This is a genomic window from Labrys sp. HAY1-8F, assembly GCF_056754975.1.
Map to the genome: position 1 here is coordinate 987837 of NZ_JBPGWZ010000001.1, position 23186 is coordinate 1011022.

The 23186-nt window shown below is 61.4% G+C and carries 12 protein-coding genes, 2 pseudogenes and 1 other annotated feature; of the genes and pseudogenes, 6 read left to right on the forward strand and 8 right to left on the reverse strand.

From position 1 onward, the window contains the following. The first annotated feature begins 385 nt into the window (after positions 1 to 385). The gene (locus ACR9ZN_RS04515) at positions 386 to 661 is read left to right on the forward strand and encodes a hypothetical protein (protein WP_481271482.1); all 276 of its coding nucleotides are present in this window, start codon (positions 386 to 388) and stop codon (positions 659 to 661) included. A gap of 109 nt (positions 662 to 770) precedes the next feature. Here the strand turns inward: ACR9ZN_RS04515 and ACR9ZN_RS04520 are convergent, their stop codons facing one another. Beyond that, positions 771 to 2027: an MFS transporter gene (locus ACR9ZN_RS04520; RefSeq protein WP_481271483.1), complete on the reverse strand. Its 1257-nt coding sequence runs from the start codon at positions 2025 to 2027 to the stop codon at positions 771 to 773. Positions 2028 to 2132: 105 nt separating this feature from the next. Between ACR9ZN_RS04520 and ACR9ZN_RS04525 the strand changes: the two genes are divergently transcribed. Beyond that, positions 2133 to 2918: an AraC family transcriptional regulator gene (locus ACR9ZN_RS04525; protein WP_481271484.1), complete on the forward strand. Its 786-nt coding sequence runs from the start codon at positions 2133 to 2135 to the stop codon at positions 2916 to 2918. A gap of 219 nt (positions 2919 to 3137) precedes the next feature. On the opposite strand, the gene ACR9ZN_RS04530 is transcribed toward ACR9ZN_RS04525, so the two are convergent. The 6 genes and pseudogenes from ACR9ZN_RS04530 to ACR9ZN_RS04555 all read right to left on the reverse strand — a co-directional run. Further along, complete coding sequence (locus ACR9ZN_RS04530; protein ID WP_481271485.1) at positions 3138 to 4574, reverse strand: NAD(P)(+) transhydrogenase (Re/Si-specific) subunit beta; 1437 nt, start codon at positions 4572 to 4574, stop codon at positions 3138 to 3140. Between the two features lie 10 nt (positions 4575 to 4584). Continuing rightward, positions 4585 to 6156, reverse strand: a complete 1572-nt coding sequence (locus tag ACR9ZN_RS04535) for a Re/Si-specific NAD(P)(+) transhydrogenase subunit alpha (RefSeq protein WP_454817517.1) — start codon at positions 6154 to 6156, stop codon at positions 4585 to 4587. A gap of 661 nt (positions 6157 to 6817) precedes the next feature. Continuing rightward, positions 6818 to 6964: pseudogene (locus tag ACR9ZN_RS04540) on the reverse strand (ribose ABC transporter permease); the annotation flags it as partial. A 50-nt stretch (positions 6965 to 7014) separates the two neighbouring features. Continuing rightward, positions 7015 to 8499, reverse strand: coding sequence for a mannitol dehydrogenase family protein (locus ACR9ZN_RS04545; protein ID WP_481271486.1), 1485 nt, complete (start codon positions 8497 to 8499; stop codon positions 7015 to 7017). Between the two features lie 70 nt (positions 8500 to 8569). Then, positions 8570 to 9520, reverse strand: a complete 951-nt coding sequence (locus ACR9ZN_RS04550; RefSeq protein WP_441770823.1) for an ABC transporter substrate-binding protein — start codon at positions 9518 to 9520, stop codon at positions 8570 to 8572. A 546-nt stretch (positions 9521 to 10066) separates the two neighbouring features. Next, positions 10067 to 11066, reverse strand: a pseudogene (locus ACR9ZN_RS04555) (IS3 family transposase); the annotation flags it as partial. Further along, positions 10672 to 10786 (reverse strand) — a sequence feature (AL1L pseudoknot). It overlaps the preceding pseudogene by 115 nt. 243 nt (positions 11067 to 11309) lie before the next feature. Here ACR9ZN_RS04555 and ACR9ZN_RS04560 point away from each other — a divergent pair. The 4 genes from ACR9ZN_RS04560 (at position 11310) to ACR9ZN_RS04575 (ending at position 14230) form a co-directional block, all read left to right on the forward strand. Continuing rightward, a complete protein-coding gene (locus ACR9ZN_RS04560; RefSeq protein WP_454817513.1) occupies positions 11310 to 11588 on the forward strand; it encodes a hypothetical protein in 279 nt (92 codons plus the stop codon). Between the two features lie 1603 nt (positions 11589 to 13191). After that, complete coding sequence (locus ACR9ZN_RS04565; protein WP_481271487.1) at positions 13192 to 13389, forward strand: hypothetical protein; 198 nt, start codon at positions 13192 to 13194, stop codon at positions 13387 to 13389. Between the two features lie 255 nt (positions 13390 to 13644). Beyond that, positions 13645 to 13854 (forward strand): cold-shock protein, encoded by a 210-nt coding sequence (locus ACR9ZN_RS04570; RefSeq protein WP_434960445.1) that lies wholly within the window; start codon positions 13645 to 13647, stop codon positions 13852 to 13854. Positions 13855 to 13912: 58 nt separating this feature from the next. Further along, on the forward strand, positions 13913 to 14230 hold the full coding sequence (locus ACR9ZN_RS04575) for a hypothetical protein (RefSeq protein WP_481271488.1): 318 nt from the start codon (positions 13913 to 13915) through the stop codon (positions 14228 to 14230). Between the two features lie 311 nt (positions 14231 to 14541). Here ACR9ZN_RS04575 and ACR9ZN_RS04580 read toward each other — a convergent pair whose 3' ends face one another. Beyond that, the gene (locus tag ACR9ZN_RS04580; protein WP_481271489.1) at positions 14542 to 23085 is read right to left on the reverse strand and encodes a GH36-type glycosyl hydrolase domain-containing protein; all 8544 of its coding nucleotides are present in this window, start codon (positions 23083 to 23085) and stop codon (positions 14542 to 14544) included. Positions 23086 to 23186 lie beyond the last annotated feature (101 nt).

The following is a 23186-nucleotide window of genomic DNA, read 5'->3' on the forward strand; positions in this document are numbered from 1 at the left end:
GGCCTTACGATCGGCATCGAGAAGCGATGCCGCCGTGGATGCACGCCATGGGCGTTTCCAAAATGACGATCGCAACTACAGCGATAGTCCAACCGGACGATGTTCTGCGCGCGGCAAACGCTAGCGTGGCCAATCAATGCTCTTGGCCCCCTATGTCGGCAGCAGAAACAAGAAGTCCCAATTCGCCAACTCAAGAATAAATACAGCGCTGAAATCCGAACAAGCCTTGTGACTGCAAGCAGCAGACTTGCGGCCGGTGTGGTTTCGTATTGTCAGTGGAGGGAGGAACAATGAAGCGTAAAGCAGCCGCAGTCGCTGTTATCGCCGGAATCACACCAATAAATGCAGCCTTGGCCAGTGATCGGGCAGTCGCGACATTTTCCTCGTGACGCTCCTCAATCCCAAGGCACTCTTGTTCACGCTGTCGATCGTACCGCACCTGCGCGACGGCCAGATATGGGCCGCCCTTCCCTATCTTTGCTGGTTGTCGGTACTCATCCCATCGGCAGGCCTCGTCTGGACCATGATCGGCGCCGGGCTCGCCTCGCGCTTCAGATTCATGGCTTCGTCCCGGCTGTTCGCCCGTATAGGGGCACTGGTGCTCTTGCTCTTTGTCACGTCCCTCTTCGTATCTACGGTGGTCAAAGCCTTCGACCAGTGATCCCGCGCGCGCTCTCGCGCACGTGGGCTCGCTATCCCTGGGACTTATGCCCGAACTTCTGTTCCAGGCTCAGATGCCGCACAGCAAAGTGAGCGCCGCTGCCAGCCCCTCATGCCTGCGATGACTCGTGCCCTCGCAGGTTCGGCAGCAACACCGTGAGAATGCCGAGTGCCGGCAGGAAGGCACAGAGCTGGAACACGAAGTCGATGCCGGTCCGGTCCGCTAACGTGCCGAGTGCGGCTGCCCCGATGCCACCGATCCCGAAAATGAAGCCGAAGAACAGGCCCGATACCATGCCCACACGGCCCGGCATCAGCTCCTGCCCATAGACCACGATCGCCGGGAAGGCTGAGGAGATCACGAAGCCGATGATCACGCTCAGCACGGCGGTTGCGGTCAGGCCGACATGCGGCAGCAGCAGGGTGAATGGCAGCACGCCAAGGATCGAAACCCAGATCACGACTTTGCGCCCGAGCCTGTCACCGATCGGCCCGCCGGCAATGGTACCGGATGCGACGGCCGCGAAGAAGACGAACTGATAGATCTGGGCCGTCTGCGTGGCCAAGCCGAATTTGCCCTTGAGATAGAAGATGTAATAGCTCGTGAAGCTGGCGAGATAGATATATTTTGAAAAAAGCAGCGCGATCAGTACGGCCATCGCCCGCGAAACCTGACCGCGTGTCAGTGTCGGATGATGGTCGGGAGCCTTGTGCGATGCCCGCTTTGCGTGACCGTTGAGCTGATACCAATGCCCCAGCGCCGTCAGGATGATGATGCCGGCAAGAGCGGCGAGCGCGAACCAGGCGAGCCCGGCCTGTCCACGAGGCAGCACGAAGAAGGCGGCCGCCAAGGGACCGAGCGCCGATCCGAAATTGCCGCCGACCTGAAACAGCGATTGCGCCAGACCATGGGCGCCGCCGGACGCCAGGCGAGCAATGCGTGACGATTCCGGATGGAAGATCGAGGAGCCGAGGCCGAGCAACATAGCGCCGATCAGCAGCACGCCATAATTGGGTGCGAAGGCGAGCGTCAGCAAACCCGACATCGATGAAGCCATGCCCACAGGCAGGGAATATGGCATGGGCCGGCGATCGGTATAGTAACCGATGAAGGGCTGAAACAGCGATGCCGTGATCTGGTAGATGAAGGTTAGAAAACCGACCTGTGCGAAGCTGAGTTCGAAATTGCCCTGAAGGATCGGATAGACGGCGGGCAGGAGCGCCTGCAGCATGTCATTCAGCAAATGGCAAAAACTTGCCGCCCCCAAGACGGTGAATACCGTCTTTGTCCTTGTCTGCGTTTGGGGGGATGTATGTTGACGCGGTAGAGTTCGGGTAGACACGGGAAAATCCTCGGAGAAAGCCATCGCCGATCGGAACGGAGAGCTTGTGTTCGGCCGATCGGCAGCGTACCGAGTGGCCATGCGGCCTGCCACCAATGTTGGGCCAAAATCCTACGAGAGTGGGCCAACATGCGGGACATTCATATCGACACCGTCGATCACATCCCCCGGCCGATTATCGCGATCGGCCGAGATTATCCGGATGGCTTCATCGTCCCGCCTCACCATCACCGACGCGGGCAGTTGATCTCCGGCGCGTCCGGCGTCGTCGTGCTTGCGACACCGGACGGTACCTGGGTCATGCCTCCGCAACGCGGAATGTGGATTCCACCCGGCACGACCCATCACGTTCGCATGGTCGGCGTGGTCGGCATGCAAAGCCTGTATCTCGAGCCTGACGCGGTTCCGAGCATGCCTGCCTACTGCCAGGTCGTCGGCATTTCGCCGTTCATGCGAAGCCTGATGACCGAGGCGCTCAGCCTACCACTCGAATACGACCTCGATAGCCGCTCCGGCGCACTGATGGAGTTGATACGCCATGAAATGCAGCAAATGCCGGCCCTGCCGCTTTCGCTGAATTACCCCTCGCACGGCCCGCTGGCTCTCCGCTGCCGACGTTTCGTCGAACGACCGAACATTCACGAGCAAATCGACGACTGGAGCACAGCGCTCGGCATGAGCCGGCGCACGTTCACGCGCGTTTTTCGGCTCGAGACGGGTCTCAGTTTCCTGGCCTGGCGCCAGCAGGCCTGTCTATTATTCGCCATGCCCCGTCTGGCGGCGGGCGAGCCCGTCACGACGGTTGCGATCGACCTGGGCTACGAAAACCCGGCCGCATTCACGATCATGTTCAAGCGCGCCTTCGGCAGTCCGCCCCTGACCTATCTTGGGATGCGTACCAGCCGCGCGAACTGAAAAAAGGCCAAGAAACCCTGATATTGCGAAGGCCTCTTGCGAGCCTTGAATGATGATCTTGGAAAACGGCCTCGCACCCTCGGCCAATTTCTATGCTGCTTCACAGTGCCAGGGACCGGTGAATTTCGAACACCGCAATTCCTCGGGAGGAAGCCTCCGGTCGCTCCCGTATGCCGGGAGCGACCTTTGCCATGTATATTCCGATATCGCCCCGTTGGATCAGACCAGCATGGGCAGGAGCTGGTCGATCGACTTCTTGGCGTCACCGTAGAACATGCGCGTGTTCTCCTTGAAGAACAGCGGGTTCTCGATGCCCGAATAGCCGGTACCCTGGCCGCGCTTGGAGACGAAGACGGTCTTGGCCTTCCACACTTCGAGCACCGGCATGCCGGCGATCGGACTGCCCGGATCCTCCTGGGCCGCCGGATTGACGATGTCGTTGGAGCCGATGACGATGACCACGTCGGTGGAGGGGAAGTCCTCGTTGATCTCGTCCATCTCCAGCACGATATCGTACGGCACCTTGGCCTCGGCGAGCAGCACGTTCATGTGGCCAGGTAGCCGGCCCGCCACCGGATGGATGGCAAAGCGCACGTTCTTGCCGGCGGCGCGCAGCTTGCGCGTCAGCTCGCTGACCGACTGCTGGGCCTGGCTGACCGCCATGCCGTAGCCGGGCACGATGATGACGCTCTCGGCATCGTTGAGCGCTGACGCCACGCCGTCGGCATCGATGGCGACCTGCTCGCCCTCGATCTGCATGGTCGATTGCTGTTGGCCGCCGAAGCCGCCGAGAATGACCGACACGAAGGAGCGATTCATCGCCTTGCACATGATGTAGGACAGGATCGCGCCCGACGAGCCCACCAGCGCGCCGGTGACGATCAGGAGGTCGTTGCCCAGCGTGAAGCCGATCGCCGCCGCCGCCCAGCCCGAATAGGAGTTGAGCATCGACACCACCACCGGCATGTCAGCCCCGCCGATGCCCATGATCAGGTGCCAGCCGATGAAACCGGCAGCGAGCGTAATCAACAAAAGCGCCCACAGCCCGGCGCCCATGCAATATGCGATGCCCAGAACCAGGCAGAGCAGCGCTGCCCCGGCATTGAGGGCATGGCCGCCAGGATATTTCTGGGCCTTGCCGTCGATCTTGCCGGCCAGCTTGCCGAAGGCCACGATCGAGCCGGTGAAGGTGACCGCGCCGATGAAGATGCCGAGGAAGACCTCGACCTTCAGCATGGCGATCTCGGCCGAGGTCTTGTGCGCCAGCACCGCCGCAAAGCCCGTGAAGGTCTCTGTCGTACCGGAGGCATGAGCCGCGACCACATCCTGCAGCGTGATCTCGGCATTGATGCCGATGAACACTGCGGCAAGGCCCACGAAGGAGTGCAAGGCAGCCACCAGCTGCGGCATTTCCGTCATCTGCACGCGATTGGCGACATACCAGCCGGCCAGCGCGCCGAAGGTGATCATCACCACCGTCAGATAGAAATGGCCCGAGCCGGCGCCAAACAGGGTGGCGAGCACCGCCAGCGCCATGCCGATGATGCCGTACCAGACGGCGCGCTTGGCGCTCTCCTGCCCCGACAGGCCGCCGAGCGACAGAATGAAGAGAATGGCGGCAACAACATAGATCGCCGTGGTCAATCCGTATTCCATGGCGATCCCCTTACGACTTCTGGAACATGGCGAGCATGCGCCGGGTGACGAGGAAGCCGCCGACGACGTTGATCGAGGCGATCAGTACCGAAATCGCCGAGAGAAGGATCACCCACCACGATCCGAACCCTATTTGCAGCAGTGCGCCCAGGATGACGATGCCGGAGATCGCGTTGGTGACCGCCATCAGGGGCGTGTGCAGCGAGTGACTGACATTCCAGATCACCTGGAAGCCGATGAAGCAGGCCAGCACGAAGACGATGAAATGGCCGAGGAAGCTGGGCGGCGCATAGAGGCCGACGATCAGCATCAGCACGGCGCCGATGCCGAGCAGGGTGAACTGCGAGCGGGTCTGTGCCCTGAAGTCGGCGCGTTCCTTGGCCCGCTTTTCCTCCAAGGTCAGCTCCTTGGCCTTCTCCTTCGGCTTTTGCGCGGCAATGGCCGCGATCTTGGGCGGCGGCGGCGGGAAGGTGATGGCACCATCCCGCGTGACGGTCGCGCCGCGGATCACGTCATCCTCCATATTGTGGTTGATGATGCCGTCCTTGGCAGGTGTCAGGTCGGCGATGAAGTGGCGGACATTGTTGGCGTAGAGCTCGGAAGCCTGCGCGCCCATGCGGCTGGGGAAGTCGGTATAGCCGACGATGGTGACGCCATTCTCGCTGACGATCTTCTCGTTCGGCACGGTCAGGTCGCAATTGCCGCCGCGTTCGGCGGCAAGGTCCACCACGACCGAGCCGTTCTTCATCGCCGCCACCATGTCGGCGGTCCACAGCTTCGGAGCGTCGCGGCCGGGGATCAGGGCCGTGGTGATGACGACATCGACCTCGGGCGCCTGCGCGCGAAACAGCTCGAGTTGTTTGGCCCGGAATTCGGGCGATGAGGGCGCGGCATAGCCACCCGTCGAAGCGCCATCCTGCTGGTCGGAGAAATCGAGGAAGAGGAACTCGCCACCCATCGACTCAATCTGCTCGGCGACTTCAGGCCGAACGTCGAAGGCGCGCACGATCGCCCCGAGCCCGCGGGCTGCGCCGATCGCGGCAAGGCCTGCGACGCCGGCGCCGATCACCAGTACCTTAGCCGGCGGCACCTTGCCGGCGGCAGTGACCTGCCCGGTGAAGAAGCGCCCGAAATTGTTGGCAGCCTCGATTACCGCCCGATAGCCGGCGATATTGGCCATCGAGGACAAGGCGTCCATCTTCTGGGCGCGCGAGATGCGGGGTACCATGTCCATGGCCACCGCGGTGATGCCCTTGTCCTTCGCGTGCTGGAGCAGTTCCTGGTTCTGGCCTGGGTAGAAGAAGGAAATCAGCGTCTGGTCGCTCTTCATGCGCTCCAGTTCCGCATCGCTGGGCTGGCGTACCTTGGCCACCACGTCGACGGCCTCGACGAGATCGGCGGCAGAATTGGCCACCACGACGCCCGCCTTCACATAGTCGGCATCGCCAAAACCGGAAGCAGTTCCAGCGCCGGCCTCGACAAAGACTTCATGGCCTAGCTTGGCAAGGTGCGCCGCGGACGACGGGGTCACCGCAACCCGCGTCTCACCCGCCCATATTTCTTTCAGTGCGCCTATCTTCATTCCACTCCCCTGCGCCAGCACTCCCACCGGCATCCTTCGATGTTCAGTTTTGATGGATCGCCAATATTTAGCTTCGGCTTATGTCGTGGGGTCAAGTCCATGTCGACGACCCATACACACTTTGACCTTATACCAAGCCCCGGAGATGCTGGCGCATCGGGGGTTTGAACACCTGACGATCTCAGACACCAAATCGACGATTTGGCAAAAATCGTTGGACGGAACCAGGAGTTATTGAAAATGCCTCTTGCTATAAGAGTCTTTTAGAGCACCACCCTCGACAACCGATAGGAGCCGTCGAGAAGGCCGCAAAATTATCGGCATAGGCCTGCATCAGCTCGGCCCTCGGCTTGGCAACGTCCAAGATTGGCGGACTTGGTGGCAATTACGGCGATCGCCTCGCCGCCGGCCAAGCACATCGGCGAGAATCCGCACCCACAGCGCGTTGCGGGCTCCATCCCCGATCACCGCCACTTCGCCAGGAGCGGTTCCGGCTTCGGCAAGGCAGGCCGCGATAGGGAGGGAGAGCCTGCTCGCTCCCAGCCAGCACGATCTCGTATGCGTCGACGACGATGATGCGGTCGTTTCTGGCTTTCATTGTTGAGATCACGCAATGAAGCCGTTTCGTGGGCTCTCCGACCTCACGAGTGAGTATCGATTTCTATGTCCGGGCGTCGCCGGAAGATCGCAGGCGGTCGAGAGCGACGGCTCCGATAATGATCAAGCCCTTAATGATGAACTGCCAGATGTCGAAGACACCGATCAGGGTCAGGCCGTTGGAGAGCACGGCGATGATCAGGGCGCCGACCGCATTTCAAGGAAGGCATGCCTCTGGCCTGCGTTCATCCTGCCCCCAACTCAATGCCGTGATCTCAGCAGTTGCAGCAATGTTGCAGCAGCGCCCTGCTCTGCCAGAGCCCCTAGGGATTTGAGATAGGCCGCAACGAAGGCCGAGCTTCGGCGAAGACCCAGGCTGGCAAAAGCCTCGATGTCGAGCACGGCCAGGGGATCGCCACCCTTCAGCCTCTGCCAATCGGCTGTGCCGATGCGCGGTTCGAAAATCTCGAAGGCAACGCCCTGATCATCCACGCCGCCTAGATAGCGGGCAAAGCAGGCAAGCAGGAAGGCCTCGCGGTCGAGCTCGCCACCGCCGGCAAGCAACTGGCCGATCGTCTTGCCGTGGAAGACCACGATTTTGGAGGCGCCGTCGCCGGCCACCCTGAGGAGCTGGTCCTTGATCGCGGGATTGGCGAAACGTTCGATCACCTTGTCGGTGAAGTCTTTCGTCGAATAGCCGGCGGGCGGTTCGACCAGGCGCCGGACGTCTCGCTCCCAGAAGGCGTGGAGAAGGCGGGGAATGTCAGGGTAGCGCATGCCTTCGTCGACTAGGCGGGCACCCATCAGCAAGGATGGATAGCACATCAGCATATGGGCGGCGTTGGAGAGCCTCCCCTTCACCGCGACATAGGCCGGCACCTCATCGCTGAACACCACCCCGGCCAGTTCGAGCTGCGGCCGCCCGGCGCAGAAACGATCCTCCACCACCCAGCTCGTATAGGGTTCACAGGTGGCGGCGACGAAATCGTCGACGCCGATACCGGTGGTGATGCGTCGGCGCTCGTCTTCCGGCACCTGCGGTGCGATGCGGTCGACCATCGAGTTGGGGAAGGCGCCATTCGCCTCGATCCAATCGGCAAGACCGGGATCGAGAGCGCGGGCAAAACCGATCACGGCCAGACGCGAGGTGTCGCCATTGCGTGGGAGATTGTCGCAGGACATCACCGTGAAGGGCGGCAGCCCGGCCTGGCGCCGGCGCGCCAGCGCAGCCACGATATAGCCGAACACTGTCCGGGGCGGTCCGCCCGCCAGATCGTGGCGGATGTCGGGGGTATCGAGACGGAAAGCGCCGCTGGCTTCGTCGATATTGTAGCCGCCTTCGGTGATGGTGAGCGAGACGATGCGGGTCGCGGAATCAGCGAGGCGGGCGAGCACAGCTTCCGGATCCGCCGGAGCATGCAGATAGTCGATCATCGCCCCGACGACCTGCGTTTGCTTCGGCATCGACGAGGTGAGTTGCGTCACCGTGTAGAGATTGTCCTGCCGGCGATAGGCATCGGCCTTGGTGCGGGCAGCGGCACCATCCGTCAGGCCTACGCCGCAGATCGCCCAATCCTCATGTCCGGGATGATGGAGGCAGGCATCGATGGCGACTGCCTGGTGCACCCGATGGAAATTGCCGACCCCGAAATGCACGATCCCGGCCCGCAGCCGGCTTCGGTCGTAGATCGGCCTGGTCACGGTCGGGCCGAATGAGGCAAGTGTCGAAGTATTGAGCGGGAGCATGGGCCTGTACTTTCAGGATTGAAATGGCCTCCTCGGGCAGGAGGAGGCCATCTTGAGCCAGACGACGGTGTCAGTCGTCGTGCTTGGTATTCCATCCCTTATAGTCGCCGACATTTTCGCGGGTAACCAGGGCGGAGGGAATCAAAATAATGGGCTTCTCGGGCTTCTTGCCGTTGACCAAGTCCATTGCCGTCTGCGCCGAGACCTTGGGAATGGCATAGAAATCCTGGCTGGCCGAGGCCTTGATCATGTCCAGGGCCGGATCCTTCAAGGCAGACTCGATGTCGGGCGAGCCGTCGACGGACGTGATGAAGAACTCGCTGCGACCTGCCTGCTTGGCCGCGAGCGCCGTGCCGATAGCCTGCGGATCGTTGATGGTGAAGATCGCATCGATTTTGGGGAAGCGGGTCAGATAGCCCTGCGCCACCGCCATGCCGCCGTCGCGCGATCCCTTGCCGTCCTGGTCGTCCGACAGGATCTTGATGTCGGGATATTTGGCTAGTACCTGCTTGCAGCCCACCACACGGTCGATCACCGAAGAAACCTGCGGCCCGTTCTGAATGACGACATTGCCGGCACCCTTGAGCTTGTCGGCGATATACTGGCAGGAAACACTGCCAGCCATGATATTGTCGGTCATTACTACGGCATCGGCTCCCTCGGCGGCCGTATCGAAGGCGACGACGGGAATACCGGCCGCCTGCGCCTTCTTGATGGCCGGGGTGATCGCGTTGGGATCGCCGGGATTGAGCAGGATGAAGTCGGCACCGGCAGCGATGAAATTATCGATCTGGTTGACCTGCTTGCCGAGGTCGTAGTCGTAGCCGACGGTGGTCACTTGTGCTTTGGGATAGGCCTTCTTGATGATCTGGGTCGCCGTGTTGGCGATGATCACGAAGCCGGGATTGCCGAGCGATCCCACCGATATACCCACCGATCTGACGTCCTTGGCCGAGGCTGGAGCAACCGCACCCATGGCCAAGGCAACGCCGGTCATTGCAAAGCCGGCGAGATAATTCATGGCTTTCACGTTCCCCCCTAATGAGATCGATCTCATTAGAATTTAGCATTTAACATATACAGACTGTTATCAACTCGACTGCCCTGTCAACCTCTTATGTCGATATCGAGCGGACCCGTGCGCTGCGCTGATCGCGGCACCGTCTGCGCCGAACCATGCTACCGAAATGGGCGGCGGGTAAAAGCCATGAACAAGGTAGATTCTCAGCTGCTCACGGACTTGATCGGCGACGCGGAGAACAACACTGCAAGAGGCCCGCCGGCGACGGCACGATAGTGTGCTCTAAGTAATCGCTACCTGGAATCCGGCAGGTAAGGTCTCTGTCGTGCTGCCGGACGATGGTTTGATCTGACAGAACCGGCTGAGGTGATAGGTTGACGCGTAGCGCTCGAGCAAAACTATTTCAACTCAGAGGAGCGAGCCATCGCAGCCAATCCGATGACGGCAACGGCGGAGAAAGCGGCGGGAAAGAAGAACACATTCGGCAGTCCGACCAAGGCGACTCCAAGCCCACCGGTCGCGCCTCCAAGAGCCGTGCTGAGTGCCGCCGACGCTCCCAACAGATGGTTGGACACCTGCCTCTGCCAGCCGCGCGGAATACCGAATGGACACCTATTGAACGCTCTTGTCCGAGTGATGCACGAGGTCGCCACGATGAACGGGACGGCGATCATGAAGAGCCTGCTCCAAAGCATCAAGGACGAAACTCGCGTGTGCCGTCCGGCTTACTCGCCAACCAACGATGCGACGGGCGAAAGCATCGATGACAACGGCCACGCAGCCGAAGCCCCGCCAGGTGGCGTCATAGGTGAAGTCCGAAACCCACAGCATGTTCGGCGCAGGGGCTTTGAACTGGCGGTTCACACGGTCCGATAGGCTGGGCGCCGTCTTGTCCGGGAACGTCGTACGGACCAGCTTTCCTCGAATGATACCCTGCAGGCTCATCGACCGCATAAGTCTGGCGACGGTGCAACCGGCGACGTCAAAGCCCTCCCGCTTCAGTTGCCGCCAGACCTTACGAACACCATAGACGCGCAAAAGTTCTGCTCAAAGACACGACGTATCTCCATCTTCAGGCTGATATCGCTGCGGGCACGGATCGACAGGCGCTCAACGTCCAGTCGCTTGGCTACGTTCTGATAGTAGGTTGAAGGGGCAATCGGCGGCAGCCTGCAGATCGGCTCGCCCCCGAACACCCACGGTGCTCGTCAATGAACGAGATCATCGCTTGAAGGGCGGTCGAGCTCTGCCTGAGCAAAATATGCTGACGCTTTGCGCAAAATCTCGTTGGCCTGGCGAAGCTCGCGATTTTCCCGCTCAAGAGCCTTCATCTTCTCGGCCACATCGCTCGGCAAGCCTGTTCGTTTGACACTGTCGACCTCGGTCTTCTTCACCCATTCATGCAGCGTGGTGGCGAGCAGCCGATCTTGGCCGCGATAGATGAAACGGCAACCCAACGCGACGGATGTTCTGCTTCGTGATCCAGCACCACGCGGATGGCCCGCTCACGGACTTCAGGTGAAAACTTGTTCGTTGTCTTACTCATAGCGGCTCCACTTTCTCAGAAGTTGAAGCCTCCGCCAAACCCGGCGCGGTTCAGCATCTCCGGCGGGTCTGGCTCGATCGGCGTGGTAGGAACCGGGTACCGGGTTTTCGCGCGGTGAAAGCTCAACTTCGCTGCGATCCTACAGATAAATACCGTCGTCACATGCGAGTGTGGCAACCTCGAACTGGAACCTTGCGAGTGCCATACTGTTCTCACCCTATGAGGATTGGTAGGGGAACGGCGATGACCACGGTTCGATTTCTTCGCGAAGACGAAAGCCCTCCGACGGAAAGCCATTGGGTCCTGATTGAATTGACCGGCCCCGTTTGGGTTGTAAACAGCGCCACATACTCGGAGGATGTTGTTCCCTCCGACCCCATTGGGCCGTTTCATACCCGCGGCGATGCAGTCAAAGCCGCAACGAATTTGGCCCAAGAAGTAGGCATCGACGTCGTTTATGTGCGCGGGCCTCAGTTGGAATTGCCCTTGATGAATGAGCACGGGACAAACAAGAGCAATTAGAATTACTTAGACAAAATAAATATTTATTCATATTAAATCCGACAAATAAGGCTTAAGATCTAAACTTGATGATTGGATTGGATAATATGAAAAATAAAAATGATAAGTCTGCACAAAAAAATCAACCGAAGAACAGCGATTTTGCTGTCGCTTCAAGTTCATATTACAAGAAGCGCTCCAACGTTTCGCAAGAAATACAAAGGCATGACAGCGAAGGCGACCGTGAAGAGACCGCCGGCGGTACAAATACCGACGGGACACCGCCTACGCGAACCAGGCTCCAAAAGACCTCCCCCGGATCTCGACGGGTCCAGCGAGCCCGTCTAATTCGCTCGTCCCCATAAGGTGCAATGCTGTTGGAGCGCAGCAGCGGGCAGCGGACGGAAAACAGAGATTTCAGAGTGAGAAACCAAGACCGGGGCAACACCTGTTTGCTTATGAGGGAATGCTGTCTGCAGAGCTTCAAGGTCCTCCTTGTTTAGCGTACCCTTCACGCCTTGTTATGTTGCTCGTCAGGGGCCACATTCATAATCCGAGGGGGCAGATGAAACCAATCCTCATGACACTCACAAAGACAGGCCGCGACGCAACACCGGTTACTGTGAACGTATCCCAGATTTTGAAAATCGAACCTCTCAAGGAGGGGTCGATGATATATCTGGGTGATCAAACGACAGTATCCGTAGCCATAGGGCATGAAGAACTCATTCAAAGGCTACGGGAAGCCATCGCCCATGCGCCGTAGCGAACTGGCAAGATCCCAGCGTTGATCGGCTAGAAACGAAAAGGAGCTTCCCTGGCTCGAAAGCCGTAGAGACGAGTAATATCGAGTCTCAAACACACTGACCTATCGAAGACTTGGCTTTCCTGGGAGCGCGGACGTCCCTGCAACACTCAAGAGAGTGTCGGACGATCCGCTCTTCGATCCGCGATTGCCGTGTTTCCAAGAGCGGACGAGAACGTCCGCGCTCCCAGGAAGAGTCAAGCTCAACGCGACCTGGGATAAGTTCTGGTCGGCGTGCAAGACGAATGTGATTTTGAAAGATCCTGTCAATAGACTGCAGGGGGTGGTCCGTGGCTGGATGATGACCTTGGTCCCTTTGCTTGGATGTCACCCCAGCCAGCGTTCGCACCATTGTCCAAATGAGAGTGAGACAATCACATTGTCATGATGACAGGTACTGAGGAAGCCAGCGGCGCGGCGGGGAACGGCTGCGACGTGGAGCTCTCACCCGGGCCCTCTCATTTTGCCTGAAGCTGACCCAACTCATTGCCGGCTACCGCAAAACAGGAGAACTGAGATGGAAGAACGACGTGAGCTTTACAGAAGCCCTGGCGATGATGTCTGGTACCTCGGTCGCGATCCTTCGGACGGGATGGCCATCATCATTCATCAAGCGAATGGTCCTTCCGGCTCCGCCATTTCATTTATCGCCTTGCGCGACTTCCTCAGAGCTGGCGCAGACGGTCCAGAGCATAGGGCTTTGCTGCGACTCATAGCGACACTTGTGCAAACGCCTCCCTTTGCCGATCGGGGGAATGCGGAACGGTAGGCAGGGGCCTTTCCGCTCACCGGTAACAGACACACTGAAAGGAAAGAACGATGTCCCAAAACCTCTCCGGCCCGGTGGAGCGCATTTGCCGCCTGATGTGCCGCATGGAGGGACATGAGGAATTGGTAGGGTTTGAGGGCGAGCCCATGTGGCAGTCCTTCCGGGAGGACGTGACGCAGATACTTGCTGAGCTTCGCGACGGGGACACATTGCCGAGTGGATTATCCGTCGTTAAGATCGACAAGTGAACATCTCGTATTTTCTGGAATACGAGATGTTAATTCCGGGAATTTCTGGGATCTTTCCGAAGAAAGTTCTAAAAATATTTATCTGACTTGCCATAATCATATTTAAAGTTTATGATAATTTTCATCGATCTTGTTGCCGATCTTTTTCTGCGCTACTGGCGCCGACGATTTTCCTCTCCAAAAATCGATCAAAACTTACTCGCCGGGGCTTTGCACGGTGGGTTATTTATTATGAACGATTGAAAGGAAATCGTTATGAATACCGGAACCGTAAAGTTCTTCAACACGACCAAGGGCTTTGGCTTCATCCAGCTCGATGCTGGAGGCTCCGATGTGTTCGTTCACATTTCTGCCGTCGAACGGGCGGGAATGCACACCATCGTAGAGGGTCAGAAGCTCTCGTTTGATGTCGTGACGGATCGGCGCAATGGAAAAAGTGCAGCTGAGAACCTTCAGGCTGCGTGAGAATATGGCGCGTCTGGTCTTTGACCACGGATGTACTGGCACTGGCCATTGATGCGCGATGAGAAGGCCGGGTTCGCCCGGCCTTTTTGTTATGGTGATTTACGAGAAGATTGCCGAAATGACGACATTGGATTTCACGACGCCCGCAGCGGTATATGTGCAGATACCCGGAGCCTTTCGTTCAATGCGAGGCAGGGCACCCCAGAAATATCGTCGGTTCGAAAGCCTCGCACTTGCCGTTCAGTTCGCGGTCGAGAAGTCGCTGGCAGAACTGCGAACGCTCATGATCGAAACCGATGATGGCGATTACACCGGCGCCGAGATCCAGTCTCTCTACGACCATAATAATTATCCGCTGCGCAAAGCGGCCGACTGAGACGTTTCCGAACAACAGCTGTTCGAGGAACCTTCCAGATCGGCAGGCCTGTTACAGCGCCCTCCTCCGCCTTGTCCTTCTCCATCCTGCTCCGCAGGCCTCTATGGGTTTTCAGCGGAAAGTCTTTCAGGAACAGTGCGTTCATAGTGGCCTCGAAGCCGGCCTGCACTGCCGGTCTGGCTTTCGGCCGAGCACGTCGATGAACTCAATTGGCCGTGGCTTGGCCGGCACCTGTTCGAAGAGATCGCGCACGTTGCGGCAATGCCGACGAACACTTCCACAAACTCAGAATCGGAGAGGCAGACGAACGGTCATGCCCCATGAAGGACCTTTCCACCGAGACTGATCCGCAGATCGTGCATTCCTCCGTCCAGGGGGACACGGGCATAGCCTTTGACGCATCCGAGAGGTGCCCCGTCGAGGACAGCCGCAACAACAACGTTGCAACCCGTATCGGATGGGCTTTCGACACGGATGGTGTATTGGGTGGCGGCAATCTTGACCGTGGCTTCGAAGCCCGGCCAGGCAGCGGGGATGCAGGGATCGATAACAAGGCAGGCACCCTCGCGGCGAATGCCCAGGATGCTTTCCACGCCCGCGCGATACATCCATGCGGCTGAGCCCGTATACCACGTCCACCCCCCTCGTCCCACATGGGGCGGAACGGAATAGACGTCGGCGGCGATGACATAAGGCTCGACCTTGTAGCGCTCGACCTCCTCAGGCGTTCGGGCGTGGTTGATCGGATTGAGGAGCGAAAACAGATCGGCAGCCGCTGTGCCGTCCCCCTGCTTTGCAAAGGCCATGATAGCCCACATGGCGGCATGGCTGTATTGTCCGCCGTTCTCGCGTAAGCCCGGCGGATAGCCCTTTATGTAGCCGGGATCGCGGGAGGTCGTGTCGAAAGGCGGTGTGAAGAGCAGCGCCAGACCATCCTCCCGGCGGATCAGGTGTCTATTGAGCGCGGCCATCGCCTGCACGGCGCGCGCGGGGTCTGCAGCACCCGACAGCACCGCCCAGGACTGGGCGATGGAATCGATCCGGCATTCCTCGCTCTCCTTCGAGCCGAGCCACGTTCCATCATCGAACGTCGCCCGGCGATACCATTCGCCATCCCAGGCGTCGCGCTCGATCGCGGCTTGGACGGAGGCGGCATGCGCCCGCCAACGTGCGGCACGGGCCGGATCGCGACTGTCGGCAAAAGGAGCAAAAAGCGCGATCGCACGCACCAGCAGCCAGCCGAGCCACACGCTCTCGCCCCGGCCGCCTTCGCCGATCCGGTTCATGCCATCGTTCCAGTCGCCGGTTCCCATCAGCGGCAGGCCGTGCTCGCCCGTAAGTTCGAGGCATTGGTCAAGGCCCCGAGCGCAATGCTCGAACAGCGTCTCCTGCTCGTCGGCGATCGAGGGCTGGAAGAAGGCGTCATGCTCGCCCTCGCCGAGCGGCGGCCCCTCCAGGAATGGCACTGTCTCTTCCAGCACTGCAGCGTCGCCGGAAGCAGCGACATAGGTCGCGGTGGCGAAGGCAAGCCACACACGGTCGTCGGAAATGCGCGTGCGCACGCCCTGGCCCGAATGCGGTAGCCACCAATGCTGTACGTCACCCTCGACGAACTGCCGAGAGGCCGCGCGTAGGAGATGGCGGCGGGTCTCTTCGGGAGCCGCAAAGGATAGCGCCATGCCGTCCTGGAGCTGGTCGCGGAAGCCGTAAGCGCCGCTCGCCTGATAGAAAGCCGAGCGGGCTGTGATACGGCATGCGAGCGCCTGGTAGAGCAGCCAGCCGTTCAGCATCAGGTCCATGGTGCGATCCGGCGTCCTGACCTGGATCGAGCCGAGCAGGGTCTGCCAATGTTCGGTCACCGATGCCAGTACCGCGTCGAGATCGGCGTTGCGATAGCGCATGATCAGTTCGCGCGTGTCTTCCACCGAACTGCACTGGCCGACCAGCCACACGATCTCCACTGTCTCGCCCACGCCGACCTCGATGCTCGTGGCGAGCGCCGCGCAGGGGTCCAGGCCGGCTCCCGCCGCACCCGACAGCGCGTGCTCATCCATGAGTGCGGCCGGCGTGCTAGGCTCCCCGCCACGCCCGAGAAACTCACTACGATCCGTTGTCCACGATGTCTGACGCCCGCCGAGATCGGCGAAGGCGATGCGGCCCGGAAAGGCTGTGTTCCAGGGGTTGCGGGCGAAGATGGCGCCGGTGGCCGCATCGATCTCCGTCACGACGAACGGCGCGGAAGCGCCGCGCGATATGCCCAGCACCCATTCCGCATAGGCCGTAACCGACAATCGGCGCGACCGCTCGCAATTGTTGCGCAATGTCAGGCGGGAGATCTTGACCGGGTCGGAAAGCGGCACGAATTGCAGCAGCGCGAGGGCGATCCCGTTCGTCTCATGTTCAAAGCGGCTGTAGCCGAAGCCATGGCGAGCGACATAGGTATCTCCGTCACGGATGGGCTGCGCCGTCGGGCTCCAGAGATCGCCGGTGACTTCGTCGCGCACATAGATCGCCTCGCCTGAGGGGTCTGCAATCGGATCGTTCGACCACCGCGTCAACTGGTTCTCGCGGCTGTTCTCCGCCCAGCTATAGCCCGCTCCGTCCACCGAGACCTGGAAGCCGAAGCTGGCGTTGGCGATCACATTGATCCAGGGCGCGGGCGTGGTGCGGCCGCCATGGAGGATGGTCACATATTCCTGCCCGTCCCTGTCGAAGCCGCCGAGGCCGTTGAAGAATTCGAGTTCGGGTGCTGCTGGCTGTGACAATCCGAGGGGTATAGTCGCCTTTGTCCGCCGGCCATGGGACGGCACGGCTGCTTGGGGCCAAAAGCGCCCGACCTGATCGGCAATTGGCCCGCGACGGGCGTGGAGTACAACTCGGGCCGCCGCATGCAGCAGGGACCGGGCCTCGGCACTCATGAGATCGGTCCGCAGCACATGAACCGAGCCATTCGCGTGGGCATCGCCCAGCCTTGGCCGGGACTGGCTGCTGCGCACGGCCATTTCAATCGCGATGTGTAGATCCTGCATGTACGAGGCGGCATGCTCGTTGACGATAACGAGATCGACGGCGAGGCGCTTCATGCGCCAATACTCATGGGCACGGAGCAACTGTCCGACCTGGGTGATGTCCGCGATATCGTCGATGCGCAGCACGACGATCGGCAGGTCGCCGGAGATTCCAAGCGGCCACAGTCCAGACTGGGGTCCAGCCCCGCGCAGGATCGCTTCCGACGATGCCCGAAAACGCGGATCGGCGTAGAGGATCGGTGCAGCGAGGCGCTGAAAATCGGCCGCCTCCGCCGCCGCGACGCCGAGATGGCGAAGCTGAACCTGTGCCTGGGTCCACGCCAGTGTCTTTGCGCGATCGAACGAGCTGCGATCGTGATGCAGGTCGACGATGTCCAGAAGCTCGGCCCGCGACGATGCAACCACGGTCCAGAAAGCGACCCGCACCACCTTGCCGGGCGGAACGATCACGCGCTGCCTGAGCGAGAAGATCGGATCGAGAACCGTGCCGACCGTGTTCGAGAGCGGCCGATCCTCCTTGAGAGCCGCCGCGTCGGCGATCGTGCGGCCGCGGCCGAGGAAGCGGGCCCGATCGGTCTCATATTGCGGATCGGCAGCAATCTCACCCTCGACCACCGTGAGATGGGCCGCCCAGAGCCGTGGCTCGTCAGGGGACCTCGGCCGGCGCGTCGCCACGAGTGCGCCAAACTCGGCAAGATGCTCGGTCTGAACGAACATCTTGGAAAAGGCCGGGTGAGCGTTGTCGGCGGCGGGCGTCGCCAGCACCATTTCCGCGTAGGAGGTAAGCTCGATCTCACGCGGGCGGCGACCATTGTTGGTCAGGCCTATGCGACGGACTTCGCCATCGTCCTCGGAAGAGACCAGGACGTCCATCGTCGTGGTCAGACTGCCGTCGCGATGGATGAAGTGGGCGTAGTCCTCGCCGAAGATGACTTCTCCGTTTCCGGAACTGTCCCCTATCGGCTGTGCGCCCCCGGTCCAGACCTTTCCGGTCTGGACGTCTTTGAGGAAAATGAACGACCCCCAGTCGTCGCGGGTCGCATCCTCCCGCCATCGCGTCACGGCCATGTCGCGCCAGCGGCTGTAGCCGGCGCCGGTGGTGGTCAGCATCACCGCATAGCGACCGTTCGAGAGCAGATGCGTCATCGGCGGGCCTGCAGCCGAGGCGGCAAGCCGCCGCGCCGAGGCAACTTCGTCGATGGCTGCGACAGGCGGCGCATTCACCTCCTCAGCCCGGGCTTGCGCTATGGCGATCTCGTCCGGGATACGTTCCTGCAACAGGAGTTCGCTGGCCTTTATCATCGGTTCGCGATGGAACCGGGCGCGCATCCGTCCCTCCTGGAGGGTGTTGGCGATGGCGACGATCGTCATGCCCTGATGGTGGGCCATGAAAGCGCGCACGATGGCGACTTTCTCTTCCGCCGGCAGACGGGAGCGGGTGAAGTCGAGCGCTTCATAGAAGCCGTGGCGGCCACGGGCGCCCATCGCAGCGAGCCGGCTATAGTTCGCGCGCGCCGCCTGGGGGTCGATCATAGTCGCCAGTCCCGTCGCGTAGGGCGCGATCACGGCCTGTCCCGCGAGGCCGCGCTTGAGACCCAGGCCCGGCACGCCGAAGTTTGAATACTGGTAGGTGAACTCGAAGTCGCGGGCGTTGTAGGCCGATTCCGATATGCCCCACGGGATGCCGAGGGAGCGCGCATACGCCTGCTGGTACCCTACCACCAGGCGGCTCGTCTGCTCGAGCAGGCTGCCGGCCGGCGCACGCACCACCAGCGACGGCATTAAATATTCGAACATTGATCCGGACCAGGAGATCAATGCCGAACCGCTTCCCACCGGAGTCGCGGTTCGGCCCAGCCGGAACCAGTGCCGTGTGGGAACATCACCCTTGGCGATCGCAAACAGGCTGGCAAGCCGCGCCTCCGAGGCGAGCAGGTCGTAACAACTTGGGTCGAGGCCATTGTCGGCAAGCGAATAGCCGATCGACAGCAGTTTCCGGTCGGGATCGAGAAGGAACGCGAAATCCATCGCGAGCGCCATTTCACGCGCCGTGTCGGCGATCGCTTGCAGGCGCTCCTCGAGGAGGTTCGGCACATCGGCAATCCCGAGACGATCACGGCTCCACTCGATCACGCCTTGCCTCATCGCCTCGATCCAGAACAACAGGTCTGGCGGCCCGCCTTCTCCATTGTCCTTCATCAAAGACATAGCCGTGCGGGCCGAATCGGTGGCCTTTTCGACCAGCCTGTTGAGTGGCGCAGCGATGGACTCGATCGCCCTCGGACTGTTGAGCAGGGCCTCGATCTCATCGAGAATGACGGTGAGTGGTTGCCCGGGCCCTCCTCCTCCGGCGGGCAGGGCGTCGGCCGCCTCGCGCGCCAGGGTGAAGGCGTCCAGCATGCCGGCCCTCACATCCGGCGCCTGTGCGGCGCCCACCCATTCCTCGCAGGCGTTGGCAAGCGCGATCAGGTGACCCGCGAGGTTTCCGCTATCGACCGACGAGACATAGGCCGGCTCGAGAATGCGCAGATTCTGCGTATCATACCAGTTGAAGAAGTGCCCCTTGAACAAGGCGAGCTTGCGCATGGTGTCGAGTGTGGCTTCCAACCGCTCGACGGTTTGCGTAAGCCCGGCCCAGCCGAAATCGCGGGCGGCAACCGCGGAAAGCAGATAGAGCCCGATATTGGTGGGTGACGTACGCCGCGCGAGTACCGGCTTCGGCTCTTCCTGAAAATTATCGGGCGGCAGCATGTTGTCGGACGGTGTGACGAAGGTCTCGAAATAGCGCCAGGTGCGACGCGCAGTGAGGCGCAGATCGGCCGCCTCCGCCTGCGACATGGTAAGCCGGCGCGAGATCGGCGGCGCGCGGCTGATGCGGAACGCAAGTGCCGGCGCTCCGGCCCAGAGCAATGCGAAAGGCAGGACGAGCAGCCAGGAGGCCGGAGCGAGCGTGACGGCGAGTGCCGCCAGAACCAGGCCAAGCGCCACACCGCCCGCCATCCGGCGATAGAAGCCACCCACGCTCAGGCGCGGTGCTGCAGCCGATCTTGCCGCCGTCGTCCACTCCAGAAGATGCTTATGCGTGACGAACAGCCTCGCAAGGGTTCTTGCGATCGCGTCTCCCGTCCGCCAAGCCTGATCGGGCAGGAAGGCGATCGAAAAGAACGCTTGGGCAGCCGCGAGGCGCAGGCCACGATCGAGCATGCCGAGATGATTGCGCAAATGCAGTCCCGAGCGGCGCGGCCATATGGAGAAAGCGCCCGGCAGGAAGGCCGGGATCGCAACGGCCGCGAACACGACCGCAAGTCCGACCGCTGCCGCAGGGATTGGGAACAGCCACGACAGAGCAAAGGCCATCAGCGTGAAGGGCGCCAGCAGCGACCGCCTCAGATTGTCCAGCATCTTCCAGCGCCCCAGGGGCGGCATCGCCCGGTCCCCGGTCGAGGAGCCGAACACCCAGGGCAGAAGCTGCCAGTCGCCCCGGATCCATCGGTGCTGGCGTCTTGCGGCGACGTCGTATCGCGGCGGGACCTCCTCGACGACCTCGATGTCGGAGGCAAGACCGGCGCGAGCGAAAACGCCCTCAAAGAGATCATGGCTCAGCAGCGTGCTGTCCGGCACGCGTCCGGCGAGAGCGGCCTCGAAAGCATCGACGTCGTAAATACCCTTGCCGGTATAGGTGCCCTCGCCGAACAGATCCTGGTAGACGTCCGAGATCGCCGCCGCGTACGGATCGATGCCGGCCGGGCCCGACGACACCCTTTGATAGATGGAGCCCTCATGGTCGAGCGGCAATGCCGGCGTGACACGCGGCTGGAGTATCGCGTAGCCGCTCACGACTCGTCGTTCGCCGTCGTCGAATCTGGGTCTGTTGAGGGGATGGGCGATCTTGCCGACCAAACGGCGCGCGGCATCGCGCGGCAATCTGGTATCGGCATCGAGGGTAATGACGAAGCGCACGCCGTCCGGCACCTGGGGGGGGCGCCCTTCCACGGCCACGAAGCTGGTGTCGGAGGCCCCGCGAAGCAGCCTGTTGAGCTCGTGCAATTTGCCTCGCTTGCGCTCCCATCCCATCCATGTGCTCTCGCCTTCATTGAAGAGGCGGCGACGATGGAGAAGAAGGAACCGGTCGCCTCCCGGTCCCGGACCATAGCGTCGATTGAGTTGCGCGATCGCCTGCGCCGTCACGGCGATGAGTCCCACATCGCTCTCGACGGTCTGCCGATCCGCGTCGAGGCCGTCCGTGAGGAGGGCGAAAGTCAGGTCACCGCCTGAGCCCGCCAGATGATGCACTTCCAGCCGCTCGACTTGTTCCAGGAGATCGGCCTCGCTGGTCAGCAGCGTCGGCACGGCGACGAGTGTTCGCAGCGATTGCGGCACGCCATCGGCGAGTTCGAGGCCCGGCAACGCTGTCGCGCCGAAACACCAGGCAACCACTCGGTTGACCATCGCGATCGCGGCCTCCGTCGCCGGCACGAACCCCACCAAGACGAACAGGGCAAGCCAGCCGGCATCAAGGCCGTAGAGGCCAAGCGCCCATGACGCCAGGGCGAGCAGCACGGCGGTAACGGAAAAGATGGCACCCGCATATCCGCTGATGCCCAGGCGCAGGCCGAAGCGGCTTATCCGCGTTCGTGGAGGCGGCTTGAAGTCGATCGCCCGTTCCAGCGCGCGCCGGCCGTCCCCGATCAGATGGTAGCCGGGATCAGCGAGCCGCCAGCGTTCCTCGGGCTCGACCATGCCCGCGGCTGCCCGCCGCGCTGTCTCCAGCACCTGCCCGGTGATCTCGAGTTCCGTCAATGACGAGCCGCGAGCAAGCTCCTCGATTGCACTCCGGTAGAGATTGCGCGTCGGGAAATCCATCGCGGCGAAATCGCTTCCCGAGCCAAGACGCTCGTCGACGAGACTCACGGTCTCGAACAGGTCCGCCCAATCGATGTCGGAGATCAGCCTCATGCTGGTGATGACATTGCGCACGGTGACGTTGGATGCTCCCAGCCTTTGCTGGGCATGCTGCACCACATCCTCGATCGAGGTGCCCTGCAGGCGGAGCCGCTCCGTGAACCATCCAAGCGCGGGGGTCGTCCTGGGATCCTGATCCCGCAGCCGCTTGGCGAGTTGCGCGGCAAAGATGTCCGACAGGGGCACGAAGGGGCCCATCAGGACATCGAGCTCGGAAGCCGCCTGCCCTATTGCAGGAAGCTTTTCGACCAGGGCGTCGGCGTCCGCCCGCTCCTCGCGTCCGGCAATGATCTGGTCGGCGAGCCGGCGCAGATTCTCTACGAGGACAATGCGCAGCGTGATCGCGACGGCCCACAATTCACCGATCGTCAACGGCTGGACCTGCTGGTAGGCGCGGATGAACCGGCGCAATAGCTCGGGATCGAAATAGCTGTCGGTATGCGCTATGAAGGCCCAGGCTAGCCCGAACACCCGCGGATAGCCCGCGAAAGGCCCGCTCGCCAGCTTCGGCAGTTGCCGATAATAGCCAGGCGGCAGGTCATCCCGGATCTCGCGGATCTGCTCCTCGACTAGATGATAATTGTCGAGAAGCCATTCCGCCGCGGGAACAATACCAAGGCCGCTTTCCACATCCGCGGCGCTTGCCCGGTACGCCTTGAGCAGTGCAGTGGCATTGTCGTTCAATCGTGTCTGTAGAGGCAGAACGGCGGGCGGGCGCCTCGTGACCGTTTGCGCAGCAGCGAGGCTTTGCGCATGCTGCTCGAGCCGCTCGACGCCGAACAGCTCCTCGCGCACCGGTGCGATGGCGCTCCATGGGTGTGGTGGCGCGCGAAGCCCGAACATCCGATGCAACAAAGCGTTCATTCCCTATCCAGTCGCGCTGTCAGCGCCGGCTTCAGCGCATATGAATGGCGAGCTCCATGGCAGCACGCGTATGCACCTCCAAAATCGGTCTCATCCAAAAT